We start from the raw sequence: 23696 nt of genomic DNA, 5'->3' as shown, positions 1-23696 counted from the left end.
CCTCACCCCGTCGTCCGGCCCGGTCCTTCCCGATCGTCCGCGGCCTGCTCCACCAGCGGGATGATCCGCAGCGGCACGGGGTTCTCCATCACGATCGCGGTGGAGGCCCGGACAATGCCATCAAAGCCGACAACCCGGTCGATGACCCGTTGGAGATCGGCGTTGGAGCGGGCCACCAGACGGCACAGCATGTCCCCGGTGCCGGTGGTGGTGTGCAGCTCCAGCACCTCCGGAACGGACGCCAAGTGGGCCCGTACGTCGGCGCCTTGGCCCTGCCTGATCTGCAGCGTGGCGAACGCGGTGACCGGGTAGCCGAGTGCCGCCGGGTCCACCTCGGGGCCGAATCCGCGGATGACTCCGTTCGACTGAAGCCGGTCCAGCCGCGCCTGTGCCGTCCCCCGGGCGACACCCAGCCGCCGCGACATCTCCAGCACGCCGATCCGCGGCTCCCGCGCCAGCAGCACGATGATCCGCCCGTCCAGATGATCGATCGCCACGCCCGCCTCCGAGATGGTCACCCTGTACAGAAAAGCCGCCACGACCGCCGTACCACTGGGCAGACTGACCAGCGGTGTGACGAACTATTGCGCACCTTGCAGGGTGGCGCGACGCTTCGGCCATGACGCAGACCACACACCACACTCCCGACACCGCCCGGCAGGCCGACCCCTTCCCGGTGAAGGGAATGGACGCGGTCGTCTTCGCCGTGGGCAACGCCAAGCAGGCCGCGCACTACTACTCCACCGCCTTCGGCATGAAGCTGGTCGCCTACTCCGGACCGGAGAACGGCAGCCGCGAGACCGCCTCCTACGTCCTGGAGAACGGCTCCGCCCGCTTCGTCCTGACCTCGGTGATCAAGCCCGCCACCGCCTGGGGCCACTTCCTCGACCGGCACGTGGCCGAGCACGGCGACGGCGTCGTCGACCTCGCCATCGAGGTCCCGGACGCCCGCGCCGCCTACGCCTACGCCCTCGAACACGGCGCCCGCTCGGTGGCCGAACCGTACGAGCTGAAGGACGAGCACGGCACCGTGGTGCTGGCCGCGATCGCCACCTACGGCGAGACCCGCCACACCCTCGTCGAGCGCGTCGGCTACGACGGCCCCTACCTGCCCGGCTACGTGGCCGCGGACCCGATCGTCGAGCCGCCCGCCCACCGCACCTTCCAGGCGATCGACCACTGCGTCGGCAACGTCGAACTCGGCCGGATGAACGAGTGGGTGGGCTTCTACAACGACGTCATGGGCTTCACCAACATGAAGGAGTTCGTGGGCGACGACATCGCCACCGAGTACAGCGCCCTCATGTCGAAGGTCGTCGCCGACGGCACGCTCAAGGTCAAGTTCCCGATCAACGAGCCCGCGATCGCGAAGAAGAAGTCGCAGATCGACGAGTACCTGGAGTTCTACGGCGGCGCGGGCGTCCAGCACATCGCGCTCAACACGGGCGACATCGTCCAGACGGTCCGCACCATGCGCGCCGCCGGCGTCCAGTTCCTCGACACCCCCGACTCGTACTACGACACCCTCGGCGAGTGGGTCGGCGACACCCGCGTCCCCGTCGAGACCCTGCGCGAGCTGAAGATCCTCGCCGACCGCGACGAGGACGGCTACCTGCTCCAGATCTTCACCAAGCCGGTCCAGGACAAGCCGACCGTCTTCTTCGAGATCATCGAACGCCACGGCTCGATGGGCTTCGGCAAGGGCAACTTCAAGGCCCTCTTCGAGGCGATCGAACGCGAACAGGCCAAGCGCGGCAACCTCTAGAGGCCGCCGCCCACCGGCCGCCGGTGGTGACCGGTCACCACCGGCGGCCGGTCACGAGAAGTCCGGCACCCGCGCCACCGACGGCTCGCCCAGCGCCACCAGCGCCGTGCGGGCCGTCCGCGCGTGCAGCGGGGAGAAGTACGGGTTGATCCGCAGCGCCTCCTCCAGATGCCGTCGCGCCGCCCCCTCCCGCCGCAACTGCCGCTCGATCATGCCCCGGTGCCAGAGGTACGACGCGCTGCGCACCGTGCCCTGGTGCGCCCGGTCGGTGGCGATCACGGCGTACCGCAGCCCCTCCTCGTGCCGCCCGGCCCGGTGCAGGGCCCAGCCCAGCGCGTCGGCGACCTCGATCCCCGGCTGGCGCCGCCACTGTGCGAGCAGTTGCCGCACGGCCGCCGCCGGATCGCCGTGGTCGGCCTCGAACCGGCCCAGCACCAGCGCCCCGTCCACCCCGCCGGCCGCCTCCCGCCGGACCAGCTCGCGCAGCAGGTCGTACCGCACGCGCGCCGCCCGGGGCCTCCCCAGCGACTCGTACAGCTCGCCCAGCTCCAGCGCGTACTGCGGCAGCGGCTGCCCGGCCAGGGCCGCCCGGTACGCGTCCAGCGCCTCCGAGGTCCGGCCCAGCGCCGCCAGCGCCCGCCCCCGCCCGGCCTGCGCGGCCCACTGGTCGGGATCGAGCCGCACCGCCTCCCGGAAGTACCGCAGCGCCGGCTCCCGGTCACCGCGCTCGAAGGCGAGCTGCCCGGCCCGCTCCAGCCAGGCCGCCCGTTCGGCGGGAGCGGCCGCCCCGGCCGCCGCGTCCGACAGCGCGGCCGCCGCGTCCTCGCGCCGGCCCTCGTCGCGGTAGACGGCCGCCGCCCGTCCCAGCGCCGCCGGTCCCGAGCGCAGCTCCAGCAGGCGGTCCAGCGCGGCCCTCGCCCTCTTGTGGTCGCCGAGCCCGGTGTAGGCGTCGATCAGCTGCGGATACACCGTCCAGCGCTTCGGAGCCCGCTTGCGCGCGGTCTCGCCCCAGGACCGCGCGGCCGGGAAGTCCCGACGGGCGTTGGCCAGGGCGGCCAGCCCGACCAGGGCCTCGGTGTTCCCCGCGGGACGCACCGACAGGGAGGTCCGCAGCGCCCGTTCGGCCTGGGGGTAGAGGGCGGCCGCGTCGGCGGTGCGCCGGCCGTGCTCGACGTAGGCCGCGCCGAGGACGGCCCAGGAGCGGGCGTCCTGCGGACGGGCGCGCACCCGCGCCTCGCGCTCGCCGATCAGCACCGCCAGATCGGGCAGCGCGGCCGCCGCCCCGGTCCGGACCGCCGCCTGCGCCCGCGCCCCCGGACCGGGCCCCGGCGCCGGCCGGCCCGCCTCCTCGCCGGGCAGGCAGAGCAGGACCCCGCCCAGCACGAGGCCGCCGGCCAGCGCGCCGGCCAGCACCCGCCGGCGCGGCCGGGAGCGGCCCTTCCCCGCCCCGGACCGAGTCCCGGGGGCTGCGGCGTCGGTGTCGGCGGGGGCTCGGGCAGCGGCGTCGGCGGTCTCGGTAGCGCTCTCCATGGCGCTCACTGTGCGCCAGGGCGACGACCGCGTGCCGGTATCGGCCGGGTGCCGCAGACGGGGTTCACACCGATGGCGGCGGGTGCGACGCTGTGATCATGAGCCGCATCGAAGCCCCTCGCGACGAGGTGACCGGCAACCTCCTCGACCGACTGCTCGACGGCCTGCCCGCCGAGGCGGTCCTCACCGACCCCGACGTCACGGCCGCCTACGCCCACGACATGGCGAGCTTCTGCCCGGCCGGCACCCCGGCCGCCGTCGTCCTGCCGCGCACGGTCGAACAGGTCCAGCACGTCCTGCGCACCGCCACCGAGCTGCGCGTCCCGGTCGTCCCGCAGGGCGCCCGCACCGGTCTGTCGGGCGCCGCCAACGCCTCCGACGGCTGCCTGGTCCTCTCCCTGACGAAGATGGACCGCATCCTGGAGATCAACCCCGTCGACCGGGTCGCCGTCGTCGAACCGGGAGTCGTCAACGCCGTGCTCTCCCGCGCGGTGGGCGAACACGGCCTGTGCTACCCGCCGGACCCCTCCAGCTGGGAGACGTGCACGATCGGCGGCAACATCGGCACCGCCTCCGGCGGCCTGTGCTGCGTGAAGTACGGCGTCACCGCCGAGTACGTCCTCGGCCTGGACGTCGTCCTCGCCGACGGACGGCTGATGTCCACCGGCCGCCGCACCGCGAAGGGCGTCGCCGGGTACGACCTCACCCGCCTGTTCGTCGGCTCGGAGGGTTCCCTCGGCGTCGTCGTCCGCGCCACCCTGGCCCTGAAGCCGCAGCCGCCGCGGCAACTGGTCCTGGCCGCCGAGTTCGCCTCCGCCGGCGCCGCCTGCGACGCCGTCTGCCGCATCATGGCCGGCGGCCACGTCCCCTCCCTCCTCGAACTGATGGACCGTACGACGGTCAGGGCGGTCAACGAGCTGACCCGCATGGGCCTGCCGGAGACCACCGAGGCCCTCCTCCTGGCCGCCTTCGACACCCCGGACCCGGCCGCCGACCTCGCCGCCGTCGGCGCGCTGTGCGAGGCCGCCGGCGCCACCCAGGTCGTCCCCGCCGAGGACGCCGCCGAGTCCGAGCTCCTCCTCCAGGCCCGGCGGTCCGCGCTGGTGGCCCTCGAGGCGGTCAAGGGCACGACGATGATCGACGACGTGTGCGTGCCCCGCTCCCGCCTCGGCGACCTGCTCGAAGGCGTCGAGCGCATTGCGCAGAAGCACGGCCTCACCATCGGGGTCTGCGCCCACGCGGGCGACGGCAACACCCACCCCACCGTCTGCTTCGACGCGGCCGACCCCGACGAGGCGCGGCGCGCCCGCGAGTCCTTCGACGAGATCATGGCGCTCGGCCTGGAACTGGGCGGCACCATCACCGGCGAGCATGGCGTGGGCGTGCTGAAGAAGGAGTGGCTGGCGCGCGAACTGGGCCCCGTCGGAGTGGAGATGCAGCGGCGGATCAAGCAGGTCTTCGACCCGCTGGGCATCCTCAACCCCGGCAAGCTGTTCTGAGCCGCGCGCCGTCATTCACCGTCCTCCGACTCGTCCGACGGCCACGGGTCGCACGGCCACAGGTCGTCCACCGGAAGGGGCGCGAGCAGCTCGGCCAGCGCCTCGTCGACGCCGGGCCGCCCGTCCTCGGTCCCCGGCGGCACCGCCTCCAGCGTCCGCTCCAGCCAGGCCGACACCTGGGCCGCGGGCGCCTCGAGCAGGGCGTCGCCCTCGGGTGAACTGAGCGCCATCAGGACGACGCCGCGCCCGTCCGCCTTCGTCGGCCACACCCGCACGTCCCCGTACCCGCAGGGCCGGAACACGCCCTCCACGAGGAGTTCGCGGGCGAACGTCCAGTGGACGGGGCACTCCGAGTCGATGTGGAAGCTGACGTGGACGGCGAAGGGGTCGTCGCTGCGGTAGCCGAGCCGCGCCGGGACCGCGACACTGCGCTCCGGCGACAGGATCAGCCGCAGTTCCAGCTCCCGTTCCACCACGGTGTGGTGCATGTCCGTTCTCCTCTCGCTCCTGATGCGTACGTGAGGGAGAGCGGCTTCGGATTCGACCGTTACGCGGGTTCGGGAACTTTTTCGTGAACGGTCCGAACGTGCGCGTCGCGTGCACACCGTTGCCCGGAAAGGAGTGGGTCCGGCCGGACCGGCGATGGGGGTTGCGCCCGTCTGATAGATGTGGAGGCCCCCATCCCACCCCCGAGCAGATACGGGACGACGGACATGAGCGCCCCAACCCCGGCACCAGGCGACGACAGCCCCCGCGAGGGGTACTACCCGGACCCGTCCATCCCCGGCTACGTCCGGTACTGGAACGGCGCCTCCTGGGTGCCCGGCACCAGCCGGCCGGCGCCGTCCGGCGGCGAACCGCTCGCCGCTCCGGGAGCGTCTCCCGCCCCGGCTTCGTCCCCCGCCCCGGCATCGGCTCCGGCCTCCGCCTCCGTCGAGGAGACGGGCCCGCACTTCTTCGACGAGGACCCGCAGCAGTACGGCAGCCGGCCCGAACCGGCCTCCGCGTGGGGCGCCGACCGCTCCCACCAGTCCGGCTTCGGCGGCGACCAGGACCGCCGCGTCTCCTGGGGCGGCGCCCGGACCCCGGACCCCCGCACGGCACCGCCCGGCGCCGCGCCGGACGCCACCTTCATGTCCCGCCGCCCGACCGTGGGTCCCGCGGCCACGGACGAGGGCACGATGACCTTCCGCACGCCGTCCCCGCGCACCCCGGACCAGGCGGGCGCCGGCCCCCAGGGTCCCGTGGGCATGGCCGGCGCGAGCGGCCCCGCCGGTGTCACCGGTGCGCCCGGTGCACCCGGTGCGGGAGCCGGCGCCGGGGTCTTCGGCCCGCCGGGCTCCGGGGGGCCGGGCGATGCCGGTGCCGGTCCCGGCGCGGCGGGTTCGCTCGCGGCGGGTGCGCTCGACGCGCCCGGCAAGCCCGGATTCGGCGCGGGCAAGGCCGCCGCCGACCGTGCCGCGGCGGCTCAGGCCGCGCCCGCACAGAGCGCCCCCGCCGCGCAGGCCGCCCCCGTCCCCCCTGCCGCCCCCGCCGCGCAGGCCGCTCCCGCCCCACAGGTCGCCCCCGCACAAGGCGCCCAGCCCCTCTCCGGCCCCCAGCGGGCCACCCCCGGCGTCCCCGCAGCGTCTGTCCCCGGCGCCCCGCACCCGGCCGGCGCCCCGGTCGCCCCCGGCCTTCCCGAGCAGGCCGAGGGGGGCCGGGCGGCCGGGCCGGGCGGCGGCGCCGCGCCCATGGCCGCGGGGCCCGGAGGCGGACAGCAGTCCTGGGCGCAGCAGGTGCACCGGCTCGCGGGTGCCGGGGACGACCAGCCCGTGACACCGTGGAAGCCGCCGGTGGACGACGTGTTCCAGGCCGCCGCCCGCCGGCAGGCGGCGGCGCGTCCCGCCGGACTCGGCAGGAGGCTGGGCGCGCGGCTCGTCGACACGCTCGTCCTCGCGGCCGTCACCGGCGCGGCGGCGGTCCCGCTCGGCCTGAAGGCGGTCGAGCACGTCAACGACAAGATCGACGCGGCCGAACTCACCGGCGAGACCGTCACGGTCTGGCTGCTGGACGGCACCACGTCGGCGTACCTCGGCGTGGTCCTGGCCGTCCTGCTCTGCTTCGGCGTCGTGTACGAGGCGCTGCCGACCGCCAGGTGGGGCCGGACCCTGGGCAAGAAGCTGTTCGGGCTGGAGGTGCGGGACATCGAGGGCCACCAGCCCCCGTCGTTCGGCCGCGCCCTGCGCCGCTGGCTCGTCTACAGCGTCCCGGGTCTCCTCGCCGTCGGGATCGTCGGCATCGTGTGGGGCCTGTTCGACAGGCCGTGGCGCCAGTGCTGGCACGACAAGGCGGCGCACACGTTCGTGGCGGCGGGGTAGGCCCCGTCGGAACGGCCCGCGGATGCCGTACCCCCGGACGGCCGCTCGCCGGATGCGGAGGCGGGCGGTTCGCGTTCGACTCGGGCCATGACGACCGAACCGCCCCCCGGTTCCGGCGGCGAGCCGCCGGAGGACGATCCGTTCAGGAAGCAGCCCCCGCAGCAGCCGCCGCACGGGCCGGGGCAGGGCCCGCAGGGTTCGCCGTACGACAGCCCGCCCGGCGGTGCGGGCGGGCAGCCGCCGCCGTACGGGGGTGGGCAGCAGCCGCCGTTCGGCGGCGGCGGGCCCTACGGCGGTGACCCCTACGGCGGTTACCCCGCGGACCCGCTCTCCGGGATGCCCCCGCTCGCCGACAGCGGCAGACGCACGCTGGCCCGGATCATCGACATGATCCTGGTGGCGGTCGTCGTGTGGCTGCTGACGTGGGGCTTCGGGGTCAACGAGTACGGCGCGGGCGACGTCCGGGTCGGCAAGTCCCTCGCCCAGTCCGTCGTGGCCGCCGTGCTGTACGTCGCCTACGACACCTTCATGACCGCCAGGTCCGGCCGCACCCTGGGCAAGAAGTGGCTGGGCCTGCGCGTGGCCAACCTCGACGACGGCTCCACGCCCTCCGTGCAGACCTCGCTGGTGCGCGCCCTCGTGCTGTGGGTGCCGTTCGCGTTCTGCTGCGCCTGCCTGTGGACGGCGATCTGCGGCGGCTGGAGCTTCTTCGACAAGCCCTACAAGCAGGGGCTGCACGACAAGGCCGCCAAGACGGTGGTGGTCAGCACCGGCTGACGGTGCGTCAGGACGGCGGGAAGGCCCCGCTCCTCATGGGTGCGAGGCCCTTCCTGTCGCGCCGTTCAACGGGTCGACGGCTCCCGGACCGGCTCGGGTGCCGCGGCGACCGGGGCGGGTGCGGGCCCGTCCACGGTGGAGCGCGCCACGGTGACGGTGGCCTGGCGACGCGGCGCCGGGAGCGTCATGGCGACGAGCACGCCGAGGGCGAGCGAGGTGACGGCGACGACCACGACGAGCGAGCCCGAACTCGCCTGTGACAGCAGCAGCATGGCGAGCGTCGAGAGGATGACGGTGCAGGAACCGTACGTGAGCTGTGCGACGGTCGGACGAGGCATGGCAATCGTGTCCTCGGAAGCGGGGGCGGTCTCGACTCTATTCGGCTGCATGCCCGACGGGAACGAGCGGTAAGCGTGAGCTGACACACGGTGCCGGTGCACGGGGGGCGCACGGAGTCATGGCGTCCACCTGCCGGACGGGACCGCGCGCCCGTCACGTGATCGTCACATGTCCGCAATGCGAACGTGGGCTTCCAATAATGCGTTGACCTGTTCAAGTCAAGGTCTGTCTTTTCCGGTGAAGCAGTAGTCAAATGGCGTCACTTGACTACACGCGTATAACCGCGCGCGGACATCCCTTGACATGGATCCCCCTTCCGCGTGTCCGGCACGCGTCAGGGGAGGCAATCAAGTGACCAGCAGATCCTGGACGTTCAGGACGGCCGCCACGGTCGTCGCCCTCGCGGCGGCCTCGGCGACGTTCTCGACGTTCACCGTGGCGCAGGCGGCCGTCGACGCGCCGTCCGGCACCCCGGCGGTGGACCGGCACGACCCGCAGCCGGCCAAGACCCGCGAACACGACTTCGACGGGCCGCTCAGCAAGACGCAGGAGGCCCAGCGCGAGGAAGCCCTCGAGCAGGTCATATCCGGCGAATCCGCGGTGAAGGACCGGGACGGCTCCAAGGTCGTCCAGCTCGACAGCCGCAAGGGCAAGAGCAAGTACGTCGAGCTCGGCCGCGAGAAGACCGACAAGATCTTCACGATCCTCGTCGAGTTCGGCGACCAGGTGGACAGCCGCTACGGCGGCACCCCCGGCCCGCTGCACAACCAGATCGCGCAGCCGGACCGCGCCAAGGACAACAGCACCGCCTGGCAGGCGGACTACGACCAGAAGCACTTCCAGGACCTGTACTTCGGCACCGCCAAGGGCACCGAGTCGCTGAAGAAGTACTACGAGAAGCAGTCCTCGGGCCGCTACTCGGTCGACGGCGAAGTCACCGACTGGGTCAAGGTCCCCTACAACGAGGCCCGTTACGGCTCCAACGACGCCTCCACCGGCGCCTGGTACGCCGTGCAGGACGGCGTCAACGCCTGGGTCGCCGAGCGCGAGGCCGCCGGTGACACCGCCGCCGAGATCAAGGCCGAACTGGCCGAGTACGACCAGTGGGACCGCTACGACCACGACGGCGACGGCGACTTCAACGAGTCCGACGGCTACATCGACCACTTCCAGATCGTGCACGCCGGCGAGGACGAGTCCGCGGGCGGCGGCGCCCAGGGCGAGGACGCCATCTGGGCCCACCGCTGGTACGCCTTCGGCACCGACGCCGGCTCCACCGGCCCGGACACCAACAAGCTCGGCGGCACCCAGATCGGCGACACCGGCATCTGGGTCGGCGACTACACCATCCAGCCGGAGAACGGCGGCCTGGGCGTCTTCGCCCACGAGTACGGCCACGACCTCGGCCTGCCCGACGAGTACGACACCGCGGGCGGCGAGAACTCCACCGGCTTCTGGACGCTGATGTCCTCCGGTTCCTGGCTCGGCACCGGCAAGGACTCCATCGGTGACCTGCCCGGCGACATGAACTCCTGGGACAAGCTCCAGCTCGGCTGGCTGGACTACGAGGTCGCCAAGGCGGGCGTGAAGTCCAGGCACACGCTGGGCGTCGCGGAGTACAACACCAAGAACCCGCAGGCCCTCATCGTCTCCCTGCCGGAGAAGACGGTCACCACCGAGGTCGTCACGCCGGCCCAGGGCGCCACGCAGTGGTGGAGCGGCAGCGGTGACGACCTGCGCAACACCCTGACCCGCTCGGTCGACCTGACCGGCAGGTCGACGGCGGCGCTGTCGCTGGACGGCTGGTGGGACATCGAGACCGACTACGACTACCTCTACACCGAGGTGTCCACGGACGGCTCCAACTGGACGCCGATCGACGGCAAGCTGGCCGACGGCTCGGCCGTCCCGCGGGACGGCAGCGGCAAGCCCGCCCTCACCGGCACGGTCGACGCCCACCAGAAGCTGACGTACTCCCTGGACGCCTACGCGGGCCAGAAGGTCGACGTCCGCTTCCGCTACGCCACCGACGGCGGCGTGGCCCAGAAGGGCTTCGCGGCCGACGAGATCACGGTGACCGCGGACGGCGCCACCCTGTTCTCCGACGACGCGGAGAGCGCGGACGCCGCGTGGACGGCCAACGGCTTCACCCGCATAGGCGCGGCCATCACGGACGAATACGCGCAGTACTACATCGCCGAGAACCGCCAGTACGTCTCGTACGACAAGGTCCTCAAGGTCGGCCCGTACAACTACGGCTTCTCGACGACCCGTCCGGACTGGGTGGAGCACTACCCGTACCAGAACGGCCTGTTGATCTGGAAGTGGGACACCTCCCAGGCCGACGACAACACCAGCCAGCACCCGGGTGAGGGCCTGATCCTCCCGGTCGACTCGCACCCGACCCCGCTGAAGTGGTCCGACGGCACCCTGATGCGCAACCGCGTCCAGGCCTTCGACTCCCCCTTCAGCTGGTACCCGACCGACGCGATCACGCTGCACAAGGCCGACGTCGCCACGAAGATCAAGGCCCGTCCGGGCGTCCCGGTCTTCGACGACGGCAGGTCGACCTACTACGACGCGTCGAACCCGCTGGCCGGCGTCAAGATCACTGACACCAACACCTCGATCAAGATCGTCAGCGAGCCCCTGAGCGGCTCGACGGTCACCGTGAAGGTGGGTCCGTCGACCAAGTAGTCGACGTTCTGGCAGGTCAGAACCGTATCGGCGGCAACCCTCTGGCGGGTTGCCGCCGATCGTGTTTAGGTGCCTCCTGTGCCCTTCTTATTGACAGTCCCGGGGACGACCGCCTCGACACCGACACGCACGGGGGTGTGACCGCATGGCCGCAGGAGGTTTCTGCAAGCTACCGAACGGCTCGGTGGTGGTGGCGCTGAACCTGCCCAGCCCCGCCGCCGACGGTGCCGCCGCCGTCCGCGTCCTCGTCCTCGCCCAGAACCGCGCCCGAGCCCTGACCAGGCTCCGCAACCTGGGCCTGCGCGCCGTCTACCTGCGGGGCAACGCGGCCCCGCCCAGCCCGGACGAGATCACCGCGGTCCTGCACCACCCCGACGGCCTGATATGGCGTGCGGCCCCCGACAACGCTGTCACCACGCTGCTCGGCGTCCCGGAACCGTGGCGCCCGATCCGCGCGCTGCTGCGCCGCCCGGCGGCCACCGGGACGTAGCGCCGCCGCTCCCCGGCCGGGACCGGCCCGGCCGGAGGACCCCGGGGGCCGCCCGGAAGCGGCCGGGATCACTGCACGACCGGCTTGCCCGACAGCTCCACGCCCGCCCCGCGCAGTTCCTCGAGCGCCCGCTCGGTGGTCTCCGGGGCGACCCCGGCGGTCAGGTCGAGCAGGACGTGGGTGCGGAAACCCTCCCGGGCCGCGTCCAGGGCCGTGGCCCGCACGCAGTGGTCGGTGGCGATGCCGACCACGTCCACCTCGTCGATCCCGCGGGCGCGCAGCCAGTCGCCCAGCGTGACGCCGTTCTCGTCGGCGCCCTCGAACCCGCTGTACGCGGCGGCGTAGGCGCCCTTGTCGAAGACCGCGTCGACGGCGCCGGAGGCGACCGCCGGGGCGAAGTTCGGGTGGAAGCCGACGCCCTCGGTGCCCGCGACGCAGTGCGCGGGCCAGGAACGCACGTAGTCGGGGTTGTCGGCGAAGTGGCCGCCGGGGGCGATGTGGTGGTCGCGGGTGGCCACCACGTGGCGGTATCCGGCGGGGGCCTGCCCGATCAGCTCGGTGATGGCGGCGGCGACGTCGGCACCGCCGGACACCGCGAGGCTGCCCCCCTCGCAGAAGTCGTTCTGCACGTCTACGACGATCAAGGCGCGGCGCATGGTGGGTGTCCTTCGATGGGAGTCCCCCGGTTCTCTCGAGCCCGGGAGAGGGTGAAGTAATCGAGCCTAGAGACTTCGGCGGCGGTAGGGGAGGGGTGCGGCCCGCCCCTTCCCAGGGACACGCCCCCTAGTGCCGCGGCAGGCAGCGTTTGCCCGTCGCGACGGGGCGAACGTTGCCTGTTGCGGCACTAGCTACCCGAGCGGCCCTGGACGTACTCCGTCGCAAGGACGGGTTCCCCGCGCGAGAGCTGCGTAGCGGACAACGGCAGCCCTGCGCGGGCGGCCGCGTGCCGGTCGCGGACCACGTCCAGGGGCTCGCGGGCGACGACCTCGCCGCCCTTGACCAGCTCGACCTGCAGCTGGTGGTCGGCCAGCTCGGCGGGCACCTGGCCGGTGCCGACGACCTCGGCCTCGGCGACGCCGTCCGTGTCCGGGCGGCGCGCGGCCCACTTGCGGCCGCCGATCGACGTCTTGCCGCCGGACGACTTCTTCGCCACCGGCACCAGGGGGGCCTTCGGGTCGGCGGACTCGGCGCGGGCGACCAGTTTGTAGACCATCGAGCAGGTCGGGTGCCCGGACCCGGTCACCAGTTGCGTCCCGACGCCGTACGCGTCCACGGGCGCCGCGGCCAGGGAGGCGATGGCGTACTCGTCGAGGTCCGAGGTCACGACGATCTTCGTGTCGGTCGCGCCCAGCTCGTCCAGCTGCTGGCGCACCCGGTGCGCGACGAGCAGCAGGTCGCCGGAGTCGATGCGCACCGCGCCCAGCTCGGGCCCGGCGACCTCCACGGCGGCCCGGACGGCCTCGGTGACGTCGTAGGTGTCCACGAGGAGGGTGGTGCCGCGGCCCAGCGACTCCACCTGGGCGCGGAAGGCGTCGCGCTCGGTGTCGTGCAGGAGGGTGAAGGCGTGCGCGCTGGTGCCCACCGTGGGGATGCCGTAGCGGAAACCGGCCGCCAGGTCGGAGGTGGTGGCGAAGCCGCCGACGTACGCGGCGCGGGACGCGGCCACCGCCGCCAGCTCGTGGGTGCGGCGGGCGCCCATCTCGATCAGCGGGCGCCCCCCGGCCGCCGAGGACATCCGGGAGGCGGCGGCCGCGATCGCGGAGTCGTGGTTGAGGATGGACAGGATCACGGTCTCCAGCAGCACGCACTCGGCGAAGGAGCCCTCGACCCGCATGACGGGCGAGCCGGGGAAGTACACCTCGCCCTCCGGGTAGCCCCAGACGTCACCCGAGAAGCGGTAGGAGGCCAGCCATTCCAGGGTGGCCTCGTCGACGATCTTCCGCTCCCGCAGGAAGCCGAGGACGCCCGCGTCGAAGCGGAAGTTCTCGACGGCGTCCAGGACGCGTCCGGTGCCGGCCACCACGCCGTAGCGCCGGCCCTCGGGCAGGCGCCGGGTGAAGACCTCGAAGACGCTGCGCCGCTCGGCGGTGCCCGCCTTCAGCGCGGCCTGCAGCATCGTCAGCTCGTACTGGTCCGTGAAGAGCGCCGTCGAGGGAACATCCACCGGCAGCCCGAGATCCGCTACGTCCACTTGTCTCACCTAGTCCGTACTCTCCGGGTGCCCCGGCCAGGCCGGGGGTCCGGGGGGCGTGCCCCCGGAGCGCGTCGCACGGCAGGGATCGTACTCCCTTTTCGTCGGTGTGACGATTTCCGGGGCGCATGGCAGCATGGGCACTGTGACGTCACCCGCTCCCCTTGAGATCGAACGCACCGAGTCGGCGGAGGAGGTCTTCGCCGTACCGGAGCCGGACGTCCCCTGGGTCACGATCGTCCACAACGACCCGGTCAACCTCATGAGCTACGTGACGTACGTCTTCCAGACGTACTTCGGCTACTCCAAGGACAAGGCCACCAAGCTCATGCTCGACGTCCACCACAAGGGCCGGGCGGTCGTCTCCAGCGGAAGCCGCGAGGAGATGGAACGCGACGTGCAGGCGATGCACGGTTACGGACTGTGGGCCACCCTCCAGCAGGACCGGAAGTAGTCACCTCACCGATGCCAGGACACTTCGAACCGATGCCCGGCGGCGGCGCGGCCGTCGCCCTCGACGACGTCGAGATCTCCATCATCCGGTCGCTGGCCGTCCAGCTCCTGGAGCTGATCGGCCCCGGCCCCGCCGAGGACGCCTCCGCCGACCCGCTCGCGGAACTGTTCGCCGAGGGCCCGAGCGAACCGCCCTCCGACCCCGTCCTCCGGCGCCTCTTCCCCGACGCCTACGTCGACCCCGAGGCCGCCCCCGGCCCCCGGGAGGAGGAGGAACGGCGGTCCCGTTCCGCCGAGTTCCGCCGCTTCACCGAGAACGACCTCAGGGCCGGCAAACGCGAGAACGCGCTCGCGGTCGTGCGCTCCCTGGACGCGCTGGCCGAGCTGGACGCCGAGGGCGACGGCGTGTCGGTCCTGGAGCTGTCGCCCGAGGAGTCCCGGCAGTGGCTCGGCGCGCTCAACGACCTCCGTCTGGCGATCGGCTCCCGGCTGGACATCACCGCCGAGGACGACACCGACCTCCTGTACCGGCTGCCGGACGAGGACCCGCGCAAGCCGATGGTGATGGCGTACCTGTGGCTCGGCGGCCTCCAGGAGACGCTCGTGACCACCCTCATGGGCTGAGGCCCGCCGAGGCCCGACCGAGGCCCGCCGGAGCCCCCCGGGGGGCGCGTGCCGAAGAGCCGAGGACGCGCCCCGCGGGCCGAGGGGTGGAGGACGCGCCCCGCGGGCCGAGGGGCGGAGAATGTGCCCCGCGTGCTGCGGAACGAACCGTTATGACCTGATGTGCGGCGTTCGCGCGTTCGCTCAGAGGACGCTCAAATCCGGATAACGATCACGTCACCGGTGCGGCCGACTGTGCCCCTTTTGTGCCCAGTTTGGCCGCTTCTCCTTGTGGGGTGCGCCACACGCCGCCCGGACGATCAGGATGACGGGCGTGGTAAATCTTCACGACCGCCCGACGGACACCACCCGTACGTCCGCCGGGTGCGCCACCGAGCCGGCGGATCGCCGGCCAGGCACAACGCTCCATCAGTCCGGGGGGATCGAGAACCGGTCCGCGGCCGACGAAGGCCCGGTCCGGTATGGAGAAAGGCGCACCACACATGACCTCCGCTCAGGTCGACACGGAGAAAACCCCAGAGGGTCCGGAGGAGGGCTACGAGCGCGGACTCGGCAGCCGCCAGGTCCAGATGATCGCGATCGGCGGCGCCATCGGCGTCGGCCTCTTCCTGGGCGCCGGGGCGAACATCGCCAAGGCCGGTCCCAGCCTCATCCTCATGTACGCCCTCGCGGGCGTGATCATCTTCTTCATCATGCGGGCGCTCGGCGAGCTGCTCCTCTACCGCCCGGTCTCCGGGTCCTTCGCGGAGTACTCCCGCGAGTTCCTCGGCCCCTTCTTCGGCTACTTCACCGGCTGGACGTACTGGCTGATGTGGGTCGTGACCGGCATGGCCGAACTGACGGCCGCCGCGATCTACGTCAACTACTGGTTCCCGTCCATCCCCCAGTGGGTGACGGCCCTGGTCTTCCTGGTGGTCCTCTTCGGGGTCAACCTGATCTCCGTGAAGCTCTTCGGTGAGCTGGAGTTCTGGTTCTCGATGGTCAAGGTCACCGCGCTCATCGGCATGATCGTCATCGGCCTCGGCGTCCTCACCTTCGGCTTCAGCTCGGCCGGCGACACCGCCGCCGTCTCCAACCTGTGGGCCTTCGACGGCTTCTTCCCCAAGGGTGTCGGCTCCTCCCTCATGACCCTCCAGGGCGTCATGTTCGCCTACCTCGCCGTCGAACTGGTCGGCGTCACCGCGGGCGAGTCCGAGGACCCCGAGAAGACCCTCCCCAAGGCCATCAACACGCTTCCGTGGCGCATCGCGCTCTTCTACGTCGGCGCCCTCACCGTCATCCTCTGCGTCGTCAGGTGGACCGAGTTCGCGCCCGGCGTGAGCCCCTTCGTCGCCGCCTTCGCCAAGATCGGCATCCCGGCCGGCGCCGCCATCGTCAACTTCGTCGTGCTCACCGCCGCCCTGTCCTCCTGCAACTCGGGCATGTACTCCACCGGCCGCATGCTGCGCAACCTCGCCGACAGCGGCGAGGCCCCCGCCGCCTTCCGCAAGCTGTCCGCGACCAAGACGCCCGCCCTCGGCATCGCCGTCTCCGTCGCCTTCATGGGCATCGGCGTCGTCCTCAACTACGTCGTCCCCGAGAAGGCCTTCGGCTACGTCACCTCCGTCGCCACCGCGGCCGGCATCTGGACCTGGCTGATGATCCTGATCAGCCACGTCCTCTACCGCCGCGCGGTCGACGCGGGCCGCCTGCCCGCCTCGCCCTTCCCGGCGCCCGGCGGCGCGAAGTGCAGCTACGTCGCCATCGCCTTCCTCCTCTTCGTCACCGGCCTCATCGCCTACGACGCCGACTCCCGCGTCTGCCTCTACGTGATGGCCGGCTGGGCCGCCGCCCTCGGCGTCGGCTGGGCCGTGCTGAAGTCCCGCAGCCCGCAGATCACCCGGGACCGCCGGCCGGAACCCGAGGAATTCGACAAGGTGGGCTGACCTGCGAGGACGTCCGGCCGCAGGGAGCACTCGTGGCGCCCCCCGCGGCCGCCGCCCAGGACGTCCGGCATACGGGCCGCGCCGTACCGCCCTTCGGTACGGCGCGGCCCCTCTGCTTATCCTGGCGACCATGCTGACCCTCACCCAGGCCCTGTTCGACCAGATCGTCGCCCACGCGCGCGAGGACCACCCCGACGAGGCGTGCGGCGTGGTCGCGGGCCCCGCCGGCTCGGGCCGCCCCGAGCGGTTCATCCCCATGCTCAACGCGGCCCGCTCGCCCACCTTCTACGAGTTCGACTCGCAGGACCTGCTCAAGCTCTACCGCGAGATGGACGACCGCGACGAGGAGCCGGTGATCATCTACCACTCCCACACGGCCACCGAGGCCTACCCCTCCCGCACCGACATCTCCTACGCCAACGAGCCCGGCGCCCACTACGTCCTCGTCTCCACCGCCGACACCGACGACGCCGGCCCCTTCCAGTTCCGCTCCTACCGGATCGTGGACGGCCAGGTCACGGAGGAGGAGGTCGAGGTCGTCGAGGCGTACTGATCCCGGCATCCGGTCGCAGACCATCCATCATGTGGGATAACACTCCAGGAGCCGGACCGGGAATCGATACGATGAGCCCATGGTTTCCCATGACGTGAGCGAGAAGACGCCGGGCGCACTGCTCGTGGCGCGGCTGCACGTCGACCTGTGCAGGCTCGCCAGCGCCATCTGTTGACGCCGGCCCCGCCGCCGTACGGCCGTGCGCCGCGGCGCCCCCGCACGCACACACCCGCTGAAACCGCGCTGCCCACACCTTCCGACAGGAGCCCTGAGCCATGGCCATCGAGGTCCGCATCCCCACCATCCTCCGCCAGTACACCGACGGTCAGAAGGCGGTGGAGGGCAGCGGTGAGACCCTCGCCGACCTGTTCGCCGACCTCGAGGCCCGGCACACGGGCATCCAGGCCCGCATCGTGGACAACGGCCAGCTGCGCCGCTTCGTCAACGTGTACCTGAACGACGAGGACGTCCGCTTCGTCGACGGCATCGACACCAAGCTGACCGACGGCGACACCGTCACGATCCTGCCGGCCGTGGCCGGCGGCATGGCCTGAGTCGATCCCGATGCGCTACGACTCCCCCCTCGCCGCGGTGGGCAACACCCCTCTGGTGCGCCTGCCGCGGCTCTCGCCGTCCGCCGACGTCCGCATCTGGGCCAAGCTGGAGGACCGCAACCCCACCGGCTCCGTCAAGGACCGCCCCGCCCTGCACATGATCGAGCAGGCCGAGAAGGACGGCCGGCTCACCCCCGGCTGCACCATCCTGGAGCCGACCTCCGGCAACACCGGCATCTCCCTCGCCATGGCCGCCAAGCTCAAGGGCTACCGCATGGTGTGCGTGATGCCCGAGAACACCTCGCAGGAGCGCCGCGACCTGCTGGGCATGTGGGGCGCCGAGATCATCCCGTCCCCGGCCGCGGGCGGCTCCAACACCGCCGTACGCGTCGCCAAGGAGCTGTCCGCCGAGCACCCCGACTGGGTGATGCTCTACCAGTACGGCAACGCGGACAACGCCGGCGCCCACTACGCCACGACCGGTCCGGAGATCCTCGCCGACCTCCCCTCCGTCACCCACTTCGTCGCCGGACTCGGCACCACCGGCACCCTCATGGGCGTCGGCCGCTACCTGCGCGAACACAAGCCCGACGTCAGGATCGTCGCCGCCGAGCCGCGCTACGACGACCTGGTCTACGGCCTGCGCAACCTCGACGAGGGCTTCGTCCCCGAGCTGTACGACGCCTCCGTCCTCACCACCCGCTTCTCCGTCGGCTCCGCCGACGCCGTCACCCGCACCCGCGAGCTGCTCCAGCAGGAGGGCATCTTCGCGGGCGTCTCCACGGGCGCCGCCCTGCACGCCGCGATCGGCGTCGGCAACAAGGCCGTCAAGGCGGGCGAGAGCGCCGACATCGTCTTCGTCGTCGCCGACGGCGGCTGGAAGTACCTCTCCACCGGCGTCTACACGGCCGCCACCACCGAAGAGGCCATCGAGACGCTCCAGGGCCAGCTCTGGGCGTGAGGCGGCCCCGCCCGCCGACAGCTACGTCGTCAGGTGACGGACCTGGTCCCACAGGGCCGGGTCCACCACACCCACCCGGCGCCGGAAGTCGCCCAGCGGCACCTGGCGCAGCTCGTCCGTCTCCAGGAAACTCGCCCGGCCCCGCGCGTCCCCGACCGAGCCCGGCGGCAACGGGATCACCCCGGCCCGCTCCTCGTGGCGCCTGCTGGTGATCTTCGCGACGGTCACCCGGTTCCCCCGCACCGTCAGCACCAGGCACGGCCGGTCCTTCGCGCCCGGCCCGTCCTCGAACGGCACGTTCGCCCACCAGATCTCCGCCGGCCGCGGCCGCCCGGCACCCCGCCCGCGCTCCCGGTCCCGCTCCGGCCGTCCCGGCGGCCGGGACCTGCGCCCCGCCGGACGCCGGCCGCGCCCCCAGCCGTCGACGAGCGTGGCGACCAGTGCGAGCAGCACCACCGCCACGAGAGCCAGCCACCAGGACGTGTCCATACGCACGACCGTACCGGGGCGCGTTCCCCGGTGCGCGCCCTTCCGCACGCCCCCGTGCTCCGGGTCCAGCCGAACCGGTGACAGCACAGGTGAGTTCCCCCACAACAGCCCCTGGTGGAGGAGCGACCGAAGGTTTCGCGCCTTACGCTCGACGGACCGCACGACCTCTGTCGCCCCCTTGTCACGACCGTCCGTCTTCCGACCTTTCCCGGTACTTCCCGGTCCCCGCCACCGGAGGTTTCTGCTCTATGAAGCTCACCGTCGTCGGCTGCTCGGGGTCGTTCCCGTCCGCGGAATCGGCCTGCTCGAGCTACCTCGTCGAGGCCGACGGCTTCCGGCTGCTTCTCGACATGGGCAACGGCGCCCTGGGCGAGCTGCAGCGCCACTGCGGTCTCTACGACCTCGACGCGATCTTCCTGAGCCATCTGCACGCCGACCACTGCATCGACATGTGCGCGTACTTCGTGGCCCGCTACTACCGCCACGACGGCGGCCGCTGCGCCCCGATCCCGGTCTACGGCCCCGAGGGCACCGAACACCGCCTCACCACGGCCTACGCCGACACCCCCTCGGCCTCCTCCATGAGCGAGGTCTTCGACTTCCACACCGTCAAGCCCTCCACCTTCGACATCGGCCCGTTCACGGTCCACACCGAACGCGTGGCCCACCCGGTGGAGGCGTACGGCATCCGCATCGAGCACGGCGGGCGGACGCTCACCTACTCCGGCGACACCGGAGTCAGCCCGGCCCTCGACGAACTCGCCCGCGACAGCGACCTGTTCCTGTGCGAGGCCGCGTTCACGTACGGCAAGGAAGACATCCCCGACCTGCACCTCAACGGCCGCGAGGCGGGACAGACGGCGGCCCGGGCAGGCGCCCGCCGCCTCGTCCTCACCCACATCCCCCCGTGGACCGACCCGCAGGCCAACCTCGCGGACGCCCGCGCGGCGTTCGACGGACCGGTGGAAGTGGCGGCACCGGGAGCGACGTACCAGATCTGACGTCCCCGCCACGCGAGCGGGACGCGACGAAGGCCCCCGGAGCGGTTCAGGGCTCCGGGGGCCTTCGTCAGGTGTCGGGCGGGACTCACGCCTTGGTGAGGTCCTCGACCTCCTCCTCCGGCTCGCGGCCGGGGGTGGTGAGGTTGAACTTGGTGATGGCGAAGCGGAAGACCACGTAGTAGATCACCGCGAAGACCAGGCCGATCGGGATGATCAGCCACGGCTTGGTCGCCAGGTTCCAGTTGAGGAAGTAGTCGATCGCGCCGGCCGAGAAACTGAACCCGTGGTGGACGCCCAGGCCCCAGGTGACGGCCATCGACACGGCCGTCAGCACGGCGTGGATGACGTACAGCAGCGGCGCGATGAACATGAAGGCGAACTCGATCGGCTCGGTGATGCCGGTGACGAACGAGGTCAGCGCCAGCGAGACCATCATGCCGCCGACCGCCTTGCGGCGCTCCGGACGCGCGGTGTGCGTGATGGCGAGAGCGGCGGCGGGCAGCGCGAACATCATGATCGGGAAGAAGCCGGTCATGAACTGGCCCGCGGTCGGGTCGCCGTGGAAGAAGCGCGGCAGGTCACCGTGCCAGACGGCACCGGAGGCGTCCTTGAAGGAGCCGATCTCCTGCCAGGCCACCGTGTTGACGAACTGGTGCATGCCCACCGGGAGCAGCGCGCGGTTGATCGCGCCGAAGATGCCCGCGCCGACCGCGCCGAGACCGGTCATCCACTCGCCGAAGTCGGTGATGACGCCACCGACCGGCTCCCACACCAGCCCGAAGAAGACGCCCACGGCGGTGCCGATGAAGGCCATCAGGATCGGGACCAGGCGGCGGCCGTTGAAGAAGCCCAGCCAGTCGGGGAGCTTGGTGCGGTGGAAGCGCTGCCAGGTGACCGCGGCTATCAGGCCCATGATGATGCCGCCGAAGACCTTGGGGTCGTTGTAGGTGGCGGCCACGTCCGCGCCCTTGGTGACCTTGGCGTCGGTGATCGGGAACGCGGTCAGGACGTTCTTGTAGACGAGGAAGCCCACGAGCGCGGCGAGGGCGGTCGAGCCGTCGGCCTTCTTGGCGAAGCCGATGGCGATGCCGACGCAGAACAGCAGCGGCAGGTTCGCGAAGACGGCGTCACCGGCGGTGGCGAAGACGTCCGCGACCTTGCCCCAGCCCAGGCCGTCCTTGCCGAAGACGTCGGGCTGGCCGAGCCGCAGCAGGATGCCCGCGGCCGGCAGCACGGCGATGGGCAACTGGAGGCTGCGGCCGACCTTCTGAAGGCCCTGGAACAGGCCGGATCCCCACTTCTTCGTGGGGGCCGCCGCTGGCGAGGTGGCGGTGCTCATAGACTTCCTCCATCGGTGGTGGTCTACACCACTCAGTGGTGTAGACCTGTTTCTAGCACGATGAAGGCGATATAAGGAACCCGTCAAAACTGCAACCGGAGCACTACGCACCGCACCCGCCGAAGCGCCCTCCGCGCGACATGACGAAGGGCCCCCGGACCAGCGGTCCGAAGGCCCACGACCCTTGCCCCGCAAGGCCCTTCTCAGGCCTTGGTGATGTCCTCCCGCTCCTCCTCCGGCTCCCGCCCCGGCGTCTTCAGATCGAACCGGGTGATCGCGAAGCGGAAGACCACGTAGTAGACGAGGGCGAAGCACAGGCCGATCGGAATGATCGCCCACGGCCGCGTCGCCAGACCCCAGTTGATGACGTAGTCGATGAGACCCGCCGAGAAGCTGAAACCGTCGTGCACCCCCAGCCCCCACGTCACCGCCATCGACACACCCGTCAGCACCGCGTGGACCGCGTACAGCACCGGCGCCACGAACAGGAACGAGTACTCGATCGGCTCCGTGATGCCCGTCACGAACGACGTCAGCGCCACCGACAGCATCAGGCCCCCGACCTCCTTGCGACGGCCCGGTCGCGCGCAGTGCGTGATCGCCAGGGCCGCCGCCGGCAGCGCGAACATCATGATCGGGAAGAAGCCCGAGGTGAACTGCCCCGCGTCCGGGTCGCCCGCCAGGAACATGTTGATGTCACCGTGCACCGTCGTCCCGTCCGGCTTGGTGTACGAACCGAACTGGAACCAGATGGGCACGTTCAGGAACTGGTGCAGACCGATCACCAGCAACGCCCGGTTCGCCACCCCGAAGATGCCCGCGCCCCAGGCGTCCAGACCGTCCAGCCAGTCGCTGAAGCTCTCCAGCGCGTCACCGATCGGCGGCCAGACCCACAGGCACAACGCCGCGAACGCGATCGCCACGAACGCCATCACGATCGGCACCAGCCGGCGCCCGTTGAAGAAGCCCAGCCAGTCCACCAGCTTCGTACGGTGGAAACGCTGCCAGAAGTAGGCCGCCAGCAGACCGATCACGATGCCGCCGAAGACACCCGGATTCTGGTAGGTGAACGCCACCACCGTGCCGTCCTCCACCCCCTGGCAGCCGATGCCCGGCACGGCCTTCAACCCCTCGCCGCAGTCCTCCGGGAACTGCCGCAGCACGTTGTAGTAGACGAGGAAACCCGCCACCGCCGCCAACGCCGTCGAGCCGTCGGACTTCTTCGCCATCCCGATGGCCACACCGACGCAGAACAGCAGCGGCAGACCCAGCTGACCGTCGAGCAGGGCGCCGCCCGCGCCCGCCATCACCTTCGAGACGTCCGTCCAGCCAAGCCCGTCGGCCCCGAACACATCGGGCTGGCCGAGCCTGTTGAGGATGCCGGCGGCCGGCAGCACCGCGATCGGCAGCTGAAGGCTGCGCCCCATCTTCTGCAGCCCCTGGAACAGATGGTTCCAGCGGGCCCGCCCGGGGCCGACCGTGATGTCAGCGCTCTCGGCACTCATGGTTTGGCGACCGCCTGTCAGGTGGTGTAGACCAGCTACGGACGATTTCGTGGCTGTGGCGTCATCCTTCGACACATCCGGCGCAATCGCTCGCAAAGATGGGCCAACTGTGGGTTACTGCGACAAGGCGGTCCCGACCGGATCGCACCACGTCGACCAGGCAACCCGGGCAACCCAGGCACTCCAACGGCTTCAGGGACTTCAGGGAGAAGGACATGGCCAGCAAGGCTGAGAAGATCGTCGCCGGGCTCGGCGGCATCGACAACATCGAGGAAGTCGAAGGCTGCATCACCCGCCTGCGCACCGAGGTCATCGACGCGAGCAAGGTCGACGAAGCCGCCCTGAAGGCCGCCGGCGCCCACGGCGTCGTCAAGATGGGCACCGCCATCCAGGTCGTCATCGGCACCGACGCCGACCCCATCGCCGGGGAGATCGAAGACATGATGTGAGCCGTGGCGCGAACCCCACCGCTCACCCGAAGGGGCCCCTCCGCACCCGCGGCAGGGGCCCCTTCCGCACCTGCCGCCAGGCCCTGTCGTCAAGTTCCCGCCCTCCCCCAGCCCGGCGGGCGCCGGGGACATGTAGACAGGGGGGAGGCGCGACGCCCAGTCAAGCCACGACCGCCCCACCCCCGCCAAACACCG

At 71.6% G+C, this 23696-nt stretch carries 24 protein-coding genes; 15 read left to right on the top strand and 9 right to left on the bottom strand.

Features of this window, described 5'->3' with window-relative positions; all coding sequences use genetic code 11:
* Positions 1-2 precede the first annotated feature (2 nt).
* Entirely contained in the window at positions 3-497 is a 495-nt protein-coding gene (locus ACH4N1_RS27770; RefSeq protein ID WP_363088623.1) for an Lrp/AsnC family transcriptional regulator, read from the bottom strand.
* Between the two features lie 122 nt (positions 498-619).
* On the opposite strand from ACH4N1_RS27770, the gene hppD reads away from it, so the two are divergent.
* Positions 620-1765 (top strand): 4-hydroxyphenylpyruvate dioxygenase, encoded by a 1146-nt coding sequence (gene hppD, locus ACH4N1_RS27765; protein WP_398101179.1) that lies wholly within the window; start codon positions 620-622, stop codon positions 1763-1765.
* 51 nt (positions 1766-1816) lie between these two features.
* Here the strand turns inward: hppD and ACH4N1_RS27760 are convergent, their stop codons facing one another.
* The gene (locus tag ACH4N1_RS27760) at positions 1817-3295 is read right to left on the bottom strand and encodes a tetratricopeptide repeat protein (protein WP_398101177.1); all 1479 of its coding nucleotides are present in this window, start codon (positions 3293-3295) and stop codon (positions 1817-1819) included.
* Between the two features lie 92 nt (positions 3296-3387).
* On the opposite strand from ACH4N1_RS27760, the gene ACH4N1_RS27755 reads away from it, so the two are divergent.
* Entirely contained in the window at positions 3388-4794 is a 1407-nt protein-coding gene (locus tag ACH4N1_RS27755) for an FAD-binding oxidoreductase (RefSeq protein WP_398101175.1), read from the top strand.
* 11 nt (positions 4795-4805) lie between these two features.
* Here ACH4N1_RS27755 and ACH4N1_RS27750 read toward each other — a convergent pair whose 3' ends face one another.
* On the bottom strand, positions 4806-5282 hold the full coding sequence (locus tag ACH4N1_RS27750) for an SsgA family sporulation/cell division regulator (protein ID WP_398101174.1): 477 nt from the start codon (positions 5280-5282) through the stop codon (positions 4806-4808).
* A 225-nt stretch (positions 5283-5507) separates the two neighbouring features.
* Here ACH4N1_RS27750 and ACH4N1_RS27745 point away from each other — a divergent pair, with 225 nt between their 5' ends.
* Together ACH4N1_RS27745 and ACH4N1_RS27740 are read left to right on the top strand one after the other, a co-directional pair.
* Complete coding sequence (locus tag ACH4N1_RS27745; RefSeq protein WP_398101173.1) at positions 5508-7154, top strand: RDD family protein; 1647 nt, start codon at positions 5508-5510, stop codon at positions 7152-7154.
* 87 nt (positions 7155-7241) lie between these two features.
* Entirely contained in the window at positions 7242-7931 is a 690-nt protein-coding gene (locus ACH4N1_RS27740; RefSeq protein ID WP_398101171.1) for an RDD family protein, read from the top strand.
* Between the two features lie 65 nt (positions 7932-7996).
* On the opposite strand, the gene ACH4N1_RS27735 is transcribed toward ACH4N1_RS27740, so the two are convergent.
* Positions 7997-8269 (bottom strand): hypothetical protein, encoded by a 273-nt coding sequence (locus tag ACH4N1_RS27735; protein WP_398101169.1) that lies wholly within the window; start codon positions 8267-8269, stop codon positions 7997-7999.
* A gap of 352 nt (positions 8270-8621) precedes the next feature.
* Here ACH4N1_RS27735 and ACH4N1_RS27730 point away from each other — a divergent pair, with 352 nt between their 5' ends.
* A complete protein-coding gene (locus ACH4N1_RS27730) occupies positions 8622-10967 on the top strand; it encodes an immune inhibitor A domain-containing protein (protein ID WP_398101167.1) in 2346 nt (781 codons plus the stop codon).
* A gap of 145 nt (positions 10968-11112) precedes the next feature.
* Positions 11113-11457 (top strand): hypothetical protein, encoded by a 345-nt coding sequence (locus ACH4N1_RS27725; RefSeq protein WP_398101165.1) that lies wholly within the window; start codon positions 11113-11115, stop codon positions 11455-11457.
* Positions 11458-11525: 68 nt separating this feature from the next.
* Here ACH4N1_RS27725 and ACH4N1_RS27720 read toward each other — a convergent pair whose 3' ends face one another.
* A complete protein-coding gene (locus tag ACH4N1_RS27720) occupies positions 11526-12113 on the bottom strand; it encodes a nicotinamidase (protein ID WP_398101163.1) in 588 nt (195 codons plus the stop codon).
* 188 nt (positions 12114-12301) lie between these two features.
* Entirely contained in the window at positions 12302-13648 is a 1347-nt protein-coding gene (locus ACH4N1_RS27715) for a nicotinate phosphoribosyltransferase (protein ID WP_398101161.1), read from the bottom strand.
* Between the two features lie 136 nt (positions 13649-13784).
* Here ACH4N1_RS27715 and clpS point away from each other — a divergent pair, with 136 nt between their 5' ends.
* From clpS to ACH4N1_RS27680, 7 genes are all read left to right on the top strand, one after another.
* A complete protein-coding gene (gene clpS, locus ACH4N1_RS27710) occupies positions 13785-14102 on the top strand; it encodes an ATP-dependent Clp protease adapter ClpS (protein WP_055623360.1) in 318 nt (105 codons plus the stop codon).
* 11 nt (positions 14103-14113) lie between these two features.
* Positions 14114-14725 carry a DUF2017 domain-containing protein gene (locus ACH4N1_RS27705; protein WP_398101158.1) on the top strand — a complete coding sequence of 204 codons (612 nt, stop codon included), beginning with the start codon at positions 14114-14116 and terminating at the stop codon, positions 14723-14725.
* A gap of 482 nt (positions 14726-15207) precedes the next feature.
* A complete protein-coding gene (locus ACH4N1_RS27700; protein ID WP_398101156.1) occupies positions 15208-16650 on the top strand; it encodes an amino acid permease in 1443 nt (480 codons plus the stop codon).
* 130 nt (positions 16651-16780) lie between these two features.
* Complete coding sequence (locus tag ACH4N1_RS27695) at positions 16781-17203, top strand: Mov34/MPN/PAD-1 family protein (RefSeq protein ID WP_398101154.1); 423 nt, start codon at positions 16781-16783, stop codon at positions 17201-17203.
* 79 nt (positions 17204-17282) lie between these two features.
* Complete coding sequence (locus tag ACH4N1_RS27690; protein WP_319180349.1) at positions 17283-17378, top strand: putative leader peptide; 96 nt, start codon at positions 17283-17285, stop codon at positions 17376-17378.
* Between the two features lie 100 nt (positions 17379-17478).
* Positions 17479-17757, top strand: a complete 279-nt coding sequence (locus ACH4N1_RS27685) for a MoaD/ThiS family protein (protein WP_363088522.1) — start codon at positions 17479-17481, stop codon at positions 17755-17757.
* Between the two features lie 10 nt (positions 17758-17767).
* On the top strand, positions 17768-18718 hold the full coding sequence (locus ACH4N1_RS27680) for a PLP-dependent cysteine synthase family protein (RefSeq protein WP_382792592.1): 951 nt from the start codon (positions 17768-17770) through the stop codon (positions 18716-18718).
* A gap of 21 nt (positions 18719-18739) precedes the next feature.
* Here the strand turns inward: ACH4N1_RS27680 and ACH4N1_RS27675 are convergent, their stop codons facing one another.
* Positions 18740-19207, bottom strand: a complete 468-nt coding sequence (locus tag ACH4N1_RS27675; RefSeq protein WP_398101151.1) for a type II toxin-antitoxin system PemK/MazF family toxin — start codon at positions 19205-19207, stop codon at positions 18740-18742.
* A 248-nt stretch (positions 19208-19455) separates the two neighbouring features.
* Between ACH4N1_RS27675 and ACH4N1_RS27670 the strand changes: the two genes are divergently transcribed.
* Entirely contained in the window at positions 19456-20208 is a 753-nt protein-coding gene (locus ACH4N1_RS27670; RefSeq protein ID WP_398101149.1) for an MBL fold metallo-hydrolase, read from the top strand.
* 85 nt (positions 20209-20293) lie between these two features.
* Here ACH4N1_RS27670 and ACH4N1_RS27665 read toward each other — a convergent pair whose 3' ends face one another.
* Both ACH4N1_RS27665 and ACH4N1_RS27660 read right to left on the bottom strand, forming a co-directional pair.
* Complete coding sequence (locus ACH4N1_RS27665) at positions 20294-21547, bottom strand: PTS transporter subunit EIIC (protein WP_398101147.1); 1254 nt, start codon at positions 21545-21547, stop codon at positions 20294-20296.
* Between the two features lie 203 nt (positions 21548-21750).
* Positions 21751-23052 (bottom strand): PTS transporter subunit EIIC, encoded by a 1302-nt coding sequence (locus ACH4N1_RS27660; RefSeq protein ID WP_398101145.1) that lies wholly within the window; start codon positions 23050-23052, stop codon positions 21751-21753.
* Positions 23053-23267: 215 nt separating this feature from the next.
* Between ACH4N1_RS27660 and ACH4N1_RS27655 the strand changes: the two genes are divergently transcribed.
* Positions 23268-23501 carry a glucose PTS transporter subunit EIIB gene (locus tag ACH4N1_RS27655; RefSeq protein WP_398101143.1) on the top strand — a complete coding sequence of 78 codons (234 nt, stop codon included), beginning with the start codon at positions 23268-23270 and terminating at the stop codon, positions 23499-23501.
* The last annotated feature ends 195 nt before the right edge of the window (positions 23502-23696 follow it).

Origin of the sequence: Streptomyces sp. NPDC017202 (assembly GCF_044331705.1) — a bacterium.
GTDB lineage: Bacteria > Actinomycetota > Actinomycetes > Streptomycetales > Streptomycetaceae > Streptomyces.
Note: the sequence above shows the minus strand (reverse complement) of the source record. Positions and strands in the feature narration are given on the sequence as shown.

What these genes read in the sequence shown, in the direction of transcription:
- hppD (WP_398101179.1), top strand. Translation starts at nt 620, where the DNA reads ATGACGCAGACCACACACCACACTCCCGACACCGCCCGGCAGGCCGAC.
- ACH4N1_RS27760 (WP_398101177.1), bottom strand. Translation starts at nt 3,295, where the DNA reads ATGGAGAGCGCTACCGAGACCGCCGACGCCGCTGCCCGAGCCCCCGCC.
- ACH4N1_RS27750 (WP_398101174.1), bottom strand. Translation starts at nt 5,282, where the DNA reads ATGCACCACACCGTGGTGGAACGGGAGCTGGAACTGCGGCTGATCCTG.
- ACH4N1_RS27745 (WP_398101173.1), top strand. Translation starts at nt 5,508, where the DNA reads ATGAGCGCCCCAACCCCGGCACCAGGCGACGACAGCCCCCGCGAGGGG.
- ACH4N1_RS27740 (WP_398101171.1), top strand. Translation starts at nt 7,242, where the DNA reads ATGACGACCGAACCGCCCCCCGGTTCCGGCGGCGAGCCGCCGGAGGAC.
- ACH4N1_RS27735 (WP_398101169.1), bottom strand. Translation starts at nt 8,269, where the DNA reads ATGCCTCGTCCGACCGTCGCACAGCTCACGTACGGTTCCTGCACCGTC.
- ACH4N1_RS27725 (WP_398101165.1), top strand. Translation starts at nt 11,113, where the DNA reads ATGGCCGCAGGAGGTTTCTGCAAGCTACCGAACGGCTCGGTGGTGGTG.
- ACH4N1_RS27720 (WP_398101163.1), bottom strand. Translation starts at nt 12,113, where the DNA reads ATGCGCCGCGCCTTGATCGTCGTAGACGTGCAGAACGACTTCTGCGAG.
- clpS (WP_055623360.1), top strand. Translation starts at nt 13,785, where the DNA reads ATGGGCACTGTGACGTCACCCGCTCCCCTTGAGATCGAACGCACCGAG.
- ACH4N1_RS27705 (WP_398101158.1), top strand. Translation starts at nt 14,114, where the DNA reads ATGCCAGGACACTTCGAACCGATGCCCGGCGGCGGCGCGGCCGTCGCC.
- ACH4N1_RS27700 (WP_398101156.1), top strand. Translation starts at nt 15,208, where the DNA reads ATGACCTCCGCTCAGGTCGACACGGAGAAAACCCCAGAGGGTCCGGAG.
- ACH4N1_RS27695 (WP_398101154.1), top strand. Translation starts at nt 16,781, where the DNA reads ATGCTGACCCTCACCCAGGCCCTGTTCGACCAGATCGTCGCCCACGCG.
- ACH4N1_RS27690 (WP_319180349.1), top strand. Translation starts at nt 17,283, where the DNA reads ATGGTTTCCCATGACGTGAGCGAGAAGACGCCGGGCGCACTGCTCGTG.
- ACH4N1_RS27685 (WP_363088522.1), top strand. Translation starts at nt 17,479, where the DNA reads ATGGCCATCGAGGTCCGCATCCCCACCATCCTCCGCCAGTACACCGAC.
- ACH4N1_RS27680 (WP_382792592.1), top strand. Translation starts at nt 17,768, where the DNA reads ATGCGCTACGACTCCCCCCTCGCCGCGGTGGGCAACACCCCTCTGGTG.
- ACH4N1_RS27675 (WP_398101151.1), bottom strand. Translation starts at nt 19,207, where the DNA reads ATGGACACGTCCTGGTGGCTGGCTCTCGTGGCGGTGGTGCTGCTCGCA.
- ACH4N1_RS27670 (WP_398101149.1), top strand. Translation starts at nt 19,456, where the DNA reads ATGAAGCTCACCGTCGTCGGCTGCTCGGGGTCGTTCCCGTCCGCGGAA.
- ACH4N1_RS27665 (WP_398101147.1), bottom strand. Translation starts at nt 21,547, where the DNA reads ATGAGCACCGCCACCTCGCCAGCGGCGGCCCCCACGAAGAAGTGGGGA.
- ACH4N1_RS27660 (WP_398101145.1), bottom strand. Translation starts at nt 23,052, where the DNA reads ATGAGTGCCGAGAGCGCTGACATCACGGTCGGCCCCGGGCGGGCCCGC.
- ACH4N1_RS27655 (WP_398101143.1), top strand. Translation starts at nt 23,268, where the DNA reads ATGGCCAGCAAGGCTGAGAAGATCGTCGCCGGGCTCGGCGGCATCGAC.